Source organism: Streptomyces sp. NPDC048434 (assembly GCF_043200375.1).
In the GTDB taxonomy this organism is placed as follows: domain Bacteria; phylum Actinomycetota; class Actinomycetes; order Streptomycetales; family Streptomycetaceae; genus Streptomyces.
Window position 1 is genome coordinate 60,600 of the sequence record NZ_JBICXQ010000040.1, and the last position, 8,378, is coordinate 68,977.

General features: G+C 72.5%; 8 protein-coding genes and 1 pseudogene. 3 read left to right on the plus strand and 6 right to left on the minus strand.

Annotation, left to right across the window (positions count from 1 at the left end; translation table 11 throughout):
- Positions 1-138 precede the first annotated feature (138 nt).
- Positions 139-564 (minus strand): GNAT family N-acetyltransferase, encoded by a 426-nt coding sequence (locus ACGFWI_RS35165; RefSeq protein ID WP_393910120.1) that lies wholly within the window; start codon positions 562-564, stop codon positions 139-141.
- A 105-nt stretch (positions 565-669) separates the two neighbouring features.
- Positions 670-2,151 carry an APC family permease gene (locus ACGFWI_RS35170; protein ID WP_393910121.1) on the minus strand — a complete coding sequence of 494 codons (1,482 nt, stop codon included), beginning with the start codon at positions 2,149-2,151 and terminating at the stop codon, positions 670-672.
- Positions 2,152-2,739: 588 nt separating this feature from the next.
- On the opposite strand from ACGFWI_RS35170, the gene ACGFWI_RS35175 reads away from it, so the two are divergent.
- Positions 2,740-3,012 (plus strand): toxin-antitoxin system HicB family antitoxin, encoded by a 273-nt coding sequence (locus ACGFWI_RS35175; RefSeq protein ID WP_393910122.1) that lies wholly within the window; start codon positions 2,740-2,742, stop codon positions 3,010-3,012.
- The gene (locus tag ACGFWI_RS35180) at positions 3,009-3,380 is read left to right on the plus strand and encodes a fic family toxin-antitoxin system, toxin component (protein WP_393910123.1); all 372 of its coding nucleotides are present in this window, start codon (positions 3,009-3,011) and stop codon (positions 3,378-3,380) included. The genes ACGFWI_RS35175 and ACGFWI_RS35180 overlap by 4 nt, the downstream gene beginning before the upstream one ends.
- Positions 3,381-3,439: 59 nt before the next feature.
- Here the strand turns inward: ACGFWI_RS35180 and ACGFWI_RS35185 are convergent, their stop codons facing one another.
- From ACGFWI_RS35185 to bioB, 4 genes are all read right to left on the minus strand, one after another.
- A complete protein-coding gene (locus tag ACGFWI_RS35185) occupies positions 3,440-4,111 on the minus strand; it encodes a class I SAM-dependent methyltransferase (protein ID WP_393910124.1) in 672 nt (223 codons plus the stop codon).
- A 459-nt stretch (positions 4,112-4,570) separates the two neighbouring features.
- Positions 4,571-5,272 (minus strand): dethiobiotin synthase, encoded by a 702-nt coding sequence (bioD, locus tag ACGFWI_RS35190; protein ID WP_393910125.1) that lies wholly within the window; start codon positions 5,270-5,272, stop codon positions 4,571-4,573.
- 142 nt (positions 5,273-5,414) lie between these two features.
- Positions 5,415-6,719, minus strand: coding sequence for an adenosylmethionine--8-amino-7-oxononanoate transaminase (locus ACGFWI_RS35195; protein WP_393910126.1), 1,305 nt, complete (start codon positions 6,717-6,719; stop codon positions 5,415-5,417).
- Entirely contained in the window at positions 6,712-7,866 is a 1,155-nt protein-coding gene (bioB, locus tag ACGFWI_RS35200; protein WP_393910127.1) for a biotin synthase BioB, read from the minus strand. The genes ACGFWI_RS35195 and bioB overlap by 8 nt, the downstream gene beginning before the upstream one ends.
- Positions 7,867-8,022: 156 nt before the next feature.
- Between bioB and ACGFWI_RS35205 the strand changes: the two are divergent.
- Positions 8,023-8,301 (plus strand): annotated as a pseudogene (locus ACGFWI_RS35205) (8-amino-7-oxononanoate synthase); the annotation flags it as partial.
- Positions 8,302-8,378 lie beyond the last annotated feature (77 nt).

An 8,378-nucleotide genomic window follows, 5' to 3' on the forward strand; every position in this document is an offset into this window, starting at 1 on the left:
GGGTGCACCCAAAACACATTCTACGGGGGGGGTGGTTAAAACCCTTTTTTCGGCACCCTCATGGTGGGGGGGGGGGGGCCCCCCCCGCGCGGGCGGGGGGGGGGGGGGGGGGCCCCGCCGCGCTCGGGACTGCTCCGCTCAGTCGTCCAGATGCTTCACCCAGCGGCTCCACTGCGGCTCGGGCGCGTAGCCCGCCGCGCGCCACGCATGCTGCGCCAGTTCATTGCGGTCCAGCACCATCGCGTCGCCGCGCCGGCCGCCCAGCACCCGGAACCGCTCCTCGGCGGCCGCCAGCAGCGCCCCGCCGATGCCCTGCCTGCGGTGCCCGGGATGCACGGCCAGCCGGTAGAGATGGCAGCGCCAGCCGTCGAAGCCGGCTATCACCGTGCCCACCAGCTCGCCGTCCCGCTCGGCCAGCAGCAGCGACTCGGGATCGCGGGCCACCAGCCGCGCCACGCCGTCGGTGTCATCGCTGATGCTGGTGCCTTCAGCGGCGCCCTTCCAAAAGGCGAGGACGGCATCGAGATCGGCCGGTGTCGCGGCCCGGACCTGGAAATCACTCATGACCGGATCCCATCACCGGGCCGAACGCCGTGTCGAACCCTTTGCGCGATGCGGACCCCGCGGGCGTGCCATGGCCGCGGCCCGTGGGCTCCTCCGGCGCCGGCGCTATCGGCCCGGTCCGCCCTTGCGTCCAGCGCCCCGGGGCCGGGCGCGCATGCGCTGCGTCAGATACCCGGCGGCGGCGATCACGAGCAGCAGGACGACGGTGCCGAGGGTGAACGTCTCGAAGGTGAGCCGGGAGACGCCCCAGGTCGCCCGGAAGTCGTACGGGATCCCGAAGAGCGGCTCCAGGGTGCCGGGAAACAGCGCCACCCACGACCCGAGCAGGATCCAGGCGTAGACGAGCAGCGTGGCGACGGTGAAGCCGCGGGCGCCGAACGGGACCCGGTAGGGCCGGGGCACCTCGCGGTGGCGCAGCCGCAGCGCCAGCAGTGAGGGGACCACGGCGAGATAGGACAGCAGCAGTGTGGTGATCGCGACGGCCAGCACCACGCCGAAGATGGCCGACGCGTCCCCGTTCGCCAGGTTCATCGCGGCGACCATGAAGACGGTGGCGGCGACACCGGAGAGCAGATTCATCCGCACCGGTGTGCCCAGCCGCGGATGGAAGACGCCCAGGTAGGGGCTGAAGAACCCGCCGTCGGCGGCCACCATGGCCTGCATCCGGTCGGCGACGATCATCCAGGCGCTGCCCTGGGTCAGCAGCGCCACCACGAACAACACGGCGACACAGGTCAGCAGCGGCTCGCGCCAGCTCCCGTAGATCCCGAAGACCAGCCGGGCGGCATCCATGAAGCCGCCGACGCCGGTGACCCGGCCGGCCGGTGCCGCGGAGAGAATGGCCAGCACCGGCAGCAGATAGCAGCAGGTGGCGATGGCTCCCGACACCCCGATCGCGACCGGTACATCGCGCTGCGGGTCCAGCATCTCGTCCCCCGCCGCGTTGGGCGCCTCGAACCCGACGAAGGCGAAGAGCAACACCGGCACCAGCGCCAGAAACCCCGCTCCGGTGGGGGAGAGGCCGGCGCCTTCCAGACCGCGGAAGCCGTGCCGGATCCCGTACGCCACCGCCGTCCCGGTGAAGAAGGCCAGCGCCAGGACCTTGGCCCCGGCGCCGGCCGTGGTGATCCATTTGCCGCGGCGCAGCGAGACCACCGCGGTGAGAATGGCCGCCCAGATGAAGACCAGCTTGAACGCGTGGTCCGCCACCGTGCCCGAGCCGAGCGGGAAGACGAAGCCGTCCCATGCCTGCGCGGCCACGAAGACCAGCGAACCGCCCAGCCAGACGGGATTGGTGACCCAATAGAACATGGTGGTCAGCGCGGCAGCCAGCCGGCCGAAGGCCACCTCCACCCAGACATAGGGCCCGCCTTCCTGCGGGAACGCGGCTCCGGTCTCGGCGAAGACCAGGGCGTAGGGCAGCAGAAACGCCACCGCGATCACGGCGATCCAGGTGACGGCCTCACCCCCGCCGGCCGCGATCTGCCCGATCACATCGAACGAGATCACGGCGGCGACGCCCATCGCCATGATGTCGAAGCGCCGCAGACTGCGCTGCAGATGCGGGACGGGGGCTGGGACGGACACTGCGTGGTCCTCCTGAGGGCCGAGCGGTCGTGACCGGTCCGGTCGCTCGCCGATCCCGCCGGTGGGCCCCGGTCTCACGACGGATCACATCGTGCGCCATCCGCTTCGGTGGCGGTGGCAGCGGCACGCGGGTGTCGTGGCCGGCGGTTCGGCTCCGCCGTCGGCTTCGGGCCGGCCGGGAGGACTTCCCGCCGGCCCGCCTCCCCGGCACCCTGTCGCCGACGGCCGCCCGCGAAGTCCCGTCGTATGACCGGAGGTTGCCCCAGGGCCGCCTCGGCCGTCGCCGCGCCCGCCCCGCCCCTGACTTCGGCGACAAGTAAAAACCCGGCCCGCGGGGCGCCGCCCGACCGGTGACCGCACTGCGCGGCATCCGGGCGGGCGGCGCCGATGTGCGCGGCCGGGTGGCGATGGCGCCCGCCCTGGTGGCGACGGCACCCGCTGCGGTGGCCACGGCACCCGCCCCGGTCGTCTCGTCCCCGACGGCGAATCCTCGTGTACGCCGCCGGTCGGCGGCAGCCCCCGCCGTCCCGGTCCCTGCGTACCGGCCGGCGCTTGCCGCTGCTAGCGGATGCGCGCTAGCTTGGAGGGGTGGCGAAGACACAGCTGAACGTCCGCGTGGATGAGGCCACCGCCGAAGCGGCGCGGGAGCGCGCCCTGCAGCGGGGAGTGAGCATGAACCGCTATATCGAGGAGCTCGTCCTCAAGGACGCCGGCGAGGTCGGCCAGACCTTCGTCGAGGCCGCCTCCGACTTCATGAAGCAGTACGAGCGTGTTTTCGCCGAGGAATTCGGCCTGGAATCGGGCGGTGCCGAGGGCGCCGCGACCGCCACCCACCACGAAGGACTGCCGGGCACCACGTGACGCTGCGCATCGACCTCGCCTGGCTCCTTCTCATCGCCGAACAGCACACACCCGGAGACCCTGAGGTCACCGACTGGGGTGCCCTGGTGGCCGCCGTCAGCCGCCATGAAGCCGAGATATTCGGCGTGCCGGTCTACACCGACCCCCAGGACCGTGCCGCCTCACTCCTTCAACTGCTGCTCCAGGTACCGGCGTTGGAGCGCTCGAATGCCATGTTCGCGACCGCCGTCGCCTATGGCTATCTCGTCGCCAGCGGACTGAAGATCACCATCTCTCCCGAGCAGGTCCGCGACCTCGCCCGCCTCGTCAAGGAGGGCACGGCCGACGTCCGCACCATCGCGGACGAACTGCGCACCTGGACGGTGTGACGGCCGCGCCTGGACGGTAGACGGCCGCAGCAGGACAGGACAGGACAGGACAGAACAGGTCAGCCGGCCGGCCGCCGTGCCGTGCCCAGCACCACCGGTGATGTCGGCAGCGTCGGCCCGCGCTCCGGCACCTTCAGCCGGCGCACCCGCAGCACCTCGAACCCGGCCGTCCGGATCTCGCCCAGCGGATCCCGGCCGGTGTGACAGCCGCCCATCAGCAACGGCCAGACCGTCCGGTCCAGCGACCACTGCACCGCCGCCAGCCCCCGCCCCGCGGCCCGCCCGTGCTCAAAGAACCGCAGCTCACCGCCCGGACGCAGCACCCGCCGCAGCTCCACCAGCGCCCGCTGCACCTCGCGCACGGAACACAGCACCAGCGACGCCACCGCCGTGTCGAACGCCTCACTCTTGACCGGCAGGGCCTCCGCCACTCCGGGCACCAGATCCACCGGCACCTCCGCATGCGCCGCCGCCGACCTGGCCACCTCGCGCAGCGTGGGCTCCGGCTCGATCGCCACCACCTCCGAGACCGTGCCCGGATAGTGCGCAAAGTTCAGCCCGGTCCCCGCGCCGACCTCGATCACCCGGCCGGTAGCGCCCGTCAGCAGCTCCTTCCGGAGCGCGCTCACCCCCGCTCGCGCGTCCGCGGCCGGACCGCAGCAGCTGGCGTAGAAGCGGGCGAACACCGGGTGATGGACGCTGCCTTGCGGAACTCTCCTGCGCTGCCACATGACGGACCTTTCGCCGACGGTGCCCGCTCCTGCTGTCAGTCTCCCCACTGGGCGGACCGGGACCCGTAAGGAGCTGCCTCATCCGCCGTTCGGAAATCCGTACGGGCCGACGGCCGCCGCGCCGTCACAGGCCCCCCAGGTGCCCCGGAAGTCCGCGCCGTTCCGCACCGGGGGGCGGAAGGGTGCGCCGCGCGCCGGACGATGATGATCTCCGGGCCGGTCGCGGTCAGCGGGTGCCGTCCCAGTCGCCGTAGCGTTCCCTGGCGGACTGGCGGACTGGCGGACTGGCGGACTGGCGGACCGGCGGACCGGCGAACCGCCAGACCGGCGTCGGACAGCCGGCCCGCAGAAATCCTCGCTCGGCCCCCGGCGGTCGAACGCGTCGCACCACGCGGCGCGGCCGTCATCGGCGTACGCGCGGCCCACCATCGCCGCAGTGTGCCGCCCGCCCCGCCGGTGTCACGAGGGAATACGGAACGCGCCCGACCCGCCGAGTACGGGCGCCAGCCAGTCCGGGGCCGCGGCGCGGAAGGCATGTGGCGGCAGCCCGCCGGAGCCCTCCGGGATCAGGCCGAGGAGCGGCGCACCCGCGGCGTCCGGGAGATCCGCGAGATTGCAGCGGGATGCCAGGTCGGGCTCGGCCGGCCAGCTGCCGACGACGACGCCGGGGGAGTCGAGCCCGTACGAGCGCAGCGCCAGCGCGGTCAGTGCGGTGGCGTTGAGGGTGCCCAGGCCCGCCTGGGCGACCACCAGGACGGGGGCGTCCGCCAGCCGCGCGGCGTCGGCGAGCGTATGGCCGTCGGCGTCGAAGCGGACCAGCAGCCCGCCCGCGCCCTCGACCAGGACCAGATCGTGCGAGGCGTCCAGTTTGGCTGCGGCCTCGGCGATCTCGTGGGGGAGCACCGGCGGCAGGCCGGCCCGCAGCGCGGCCGTGGAGGGCGCCAACGGGTCGGGGAAGCGCGCGAGTTCGGCGGTGGTGACCGGGCCGGCCAGCCGTTCGACCTCGGCAGCATCGCCGGTCTCGTGTGCCGTGACACCGGTCTGGGCCGGCTTGAGTACGGCCACCGAACGCCCCCGGGCGAGCGCCGCCGCGGCGATCGCGGCCGTGGTCACGGTCTTGCCGATCTCCGTGCCCGTGCCCGTCACGAACAGCACCGACATGGTCTGCCTCCGACTCTGCGCGGCCGATCCCGCGCGGGATACGGCGAATGGTTCCTGGCTGTCCGGCTCGTGTGTGAGCGGTCTCTGCGGAGGGGCGGCGGCGTCCGGCCGAGACGGACTCGACCGGCCGCCGCCGGTGCGTTCAGCCCTCGCGGGCCGCCGCGCACACCGCGGCGCAGATGCGCGCCACATCGTCGTCACCGGTGATGTACGGCGGCATGGTGTAGATCAGATCCCGGAACGGGCGCAGCCATACACCCTCCCGGACCGCCGCCCGCGACGCGGCCGCCATGTCCACCTCGTGGTCGAGCTGGACGACGCCGATCGCGCCCAGTACACGTACCTCGCGCACCCCGTCGATGCCCGCGGCCGGTGCCAGACCGTCCCGCAGCCCCGCCTCGATCCGTTTGACCTCCTGCCCCCAGTCCTGGGAGAGCAGCAGTCCGATCGAGGCGTCGGCGACGGCGGCGGCCAGCGGATTGCCCATGAAGGTGGGGCCGTGCGCCAGCACCGGCAGCGCGCCGCGGGAGATGCCGTCCGCGACGGCCGTCGTGCACAACGTCGCCGCCAGGGTCAGATAACCGCCGGTCAACGCCTTGCCGAGACACATCACATCGGGTGCGATCCCCGCGTGCTCGGCGGCGAAGAGCGTGCCCGTCCGTCCGAAGCCGGTGGCGATCTCGTCGAGGACGAGCAGTACGCCGTGCTCATCGCAGGCCTCGCGCAGCACCCGCAGATACCCGGGGGAGTGGAACGACATCCCGCCCGCCCCCTGCACCACGGGCTCCACGATCACCGCCGCCAGCTCCTCGGCGTGCCGGCCGATGAGCTCACGCAGATGTGCCGCATACGCCTCGTCGGGATCGGCGTCGAAGCCGGCCGGCGGTGCGTCCGCGAAGATCTGCTGCGGCAGCACCCCCTGCCACAGCTCATGCATGCCGCCTTCCGGATCGCACACCGACATCGGCTGCCAGGTGTCGCCGTGATAGCCGCCCCGCCAGGTCAGCAGCCGCTGTTTGCGCGGCTTCCCGAGCGAGCGCCAGTACTGCAGGCACATCTTGACGGCGACCTCGACCGACACCGAACCGGAGTCGGCGAGGAAGACGTGCTGCAGCGGCTCCGGGCTGATGTCGACCAGCCGCTTCGCCAGCCGCACGGCGGGCTCATGGGTGAGCCCGCCGAACATCACATGACTCATCCGCTCCAGCTGGCCCCGCGCGGCGTCATTGAGCACCGGGTGGTTGTAGCCGTGCACCGCCGACCACCAGGAGGACATACCGTCCACCAACTCGTCCTGGCCCTCGACCGGTTCGGCCAGCCGGAGCCGGACGCCGGACGCCGACTCCACCAGCAGCGGTGCGGTCCGGCCGGGCATCGGCCCGTACGGATGCCACACATGCTGCCGGTCGAGCGCGAGCAGTGCGTCGGGGGTGAATGGCTCAGGCATTGGGCGGAAGGTCGGTACCGGCGCCGCGGCGGCGCACCGAGACCAGGTCGCGGCGGGTCTCGTCGGACGGTGCCGGGACGGTGACGGCCTCGGCCTCCGCGTCGTCGGCGACGGCCTCGGCGGCCACCTCGTCGCCGTCCTGCCTGCGGTGCTCGGGCAGTGTCGTGGTGTCCGTGCCCTCGACCTCGAAGCCGGCGTCTTCGATCATCGCGAGGTCGTCCTTGCCGGACTGTCCCTCGCTGGTCAGATAGTCGCCGAGGAAGATGGAGTTGACCAGGTGCAGCGCGAGCGGCTGCATGCTGCGCAGATGCACCTCACGGCCGCCGGCCAGCCGTACCTCGACGTCCGGGCAGACGAACCGCACCATCGCCAGGATGCGCAGCGCGCGCTGGGGGGTGAGGTTCCATTCCTTGGCGAGCGGGGTGCCCTCGAAGGGGATCAGAAAGTTCACCGGTACGGAGTCCGCGTCGAGCTCGCGCAGCGCGAAGACCACATCGACGAGATCGGCGTCGCTCTCCCCCATACCGGCGATCAGCCCGGAGCAGGCGGACATGCCGGCCGCCTGGGCCTGCTGGACGGTGGAGACCCGGTCCGAGAAGTCGTGTGTGGTGCAGATGTCGCCGTATGTGGCTTCCGAGGTGTTGAGGTTGTGGTTGTAGGCGTCGGCGCCCGCCGAGCGCAGCCGCCCGGCCTGGCCGTCGGAGAGCAGACCGAGGCAGGCGCACACCTCCACGCCCTCGTTCTGCTCCTTGATGGCGGAGATGGTGTCCGAGACGCGGTCCACGTCCTTGTCCGTCGGGCCGCGGCCACTGGCCACCAGACAGACCCGCTTGGCGCCGCCGGCCACCCCGGCGGCGGCCGCCTTGGAGGCGTCGTCGGGCTTGAGCCAGGTGTACTTGAGGATCTCGGCCTTCGACCCCAGCCGCTGGGAGCAGTACGAGCAGTCCTCGGGGCACAGGCCCGACTTGAGGTTGACGAGATAGTTCAGTTTGACCCGCCGACCGAACCACTGGCGGCGGACCTTTCCGGCCGCGGCCACGACATCGAGCAATTCGTCATCGGAGGTGGCCAGTACGGCCAGCGCCTCTTCACGGGTCGGCAACTCGCGCCGCAGTCCCTTGTCCACCAGTGTGTTCAGCAGGTCCATGGCGTTGATCCTGACGTACGCCACCGCCCCCGGCCAAGGAGGATTCCCACAACGAGCCGCGATCGAGGTGTGTGTATCGCCACACCGTGGGCGCACGGAACGACCGCTAACGTCTATCGACAGCCCACAATCGAGGCCGACAGACGAAGGACGCCGATGCCGCAGGACTCCGCCCCGCCGCTGCTTCGCGACACCTCCCCGGCGAGACCCGCCGAGCCCACCGCCGAGCCCGCCCGCCCGGCGTACGACGCGGCCTTCGACTGGCTCGATGCGGTCGGCGCGGAGCGCCGTCACGCGGGACTCGTGCGCACCCTGCGCCCCCGCCCGGCCGACTCCCCGCTGCTCGATCTGGCCGGCAACGACTATCTCGGACTCGCCCGGCACCCCGAGGTCACCCGCGGTGGGGGGGGGGGCCCCCCCCCGGGGGGGGGCGGCCCCCCCCCCCCCCCGCCGGGGGCCCCCCCCCCCCCCCCGCGCCCCCCCCCGGGGGGGGGCCCCCCCCCCAGAAGCGC

Excerpts from the sequence above, each read along its gene's own strand:
- bioB (WP_393910127.1), bottom strand. The coding sequence starts at position 7,866 with ATGGACCTGCTGAACACACTGGTGGACAAGGGACTGCGGCGCGAGTTG.
- ACGFWI_RS35195 (WP_393910126.1), bottom strand. The coding sequence starts at position 6,719 with ATGCCTGAGCCATTCACCCCCGACGCACTGCTCGCGCTCGACCGGCAG.
- ACGFWI_RS35185 (WP_393910124.1), bottom strand. The coding sequence starts at position 4,111 with ATGTGGCAGCGCAGGAGAGTTCCGCAAGGCAGCGTCCATCACCCGGTG.
- ACGFWI_RS35165 (WP_393910120.1), bottom strand. The coding sequence starts at position 564 with ATGAGTGATTTCCAGGTCCGGGCCGCGACACCGGCCGATCTCGATGCC.
- bioD (WP_393910125.1), bottom strand. The coding sequence starts at position 5,272 with ATGTCGGTGCTGTTCGTGACGGGCACGGGCACGGAGATCGGCAAGACC.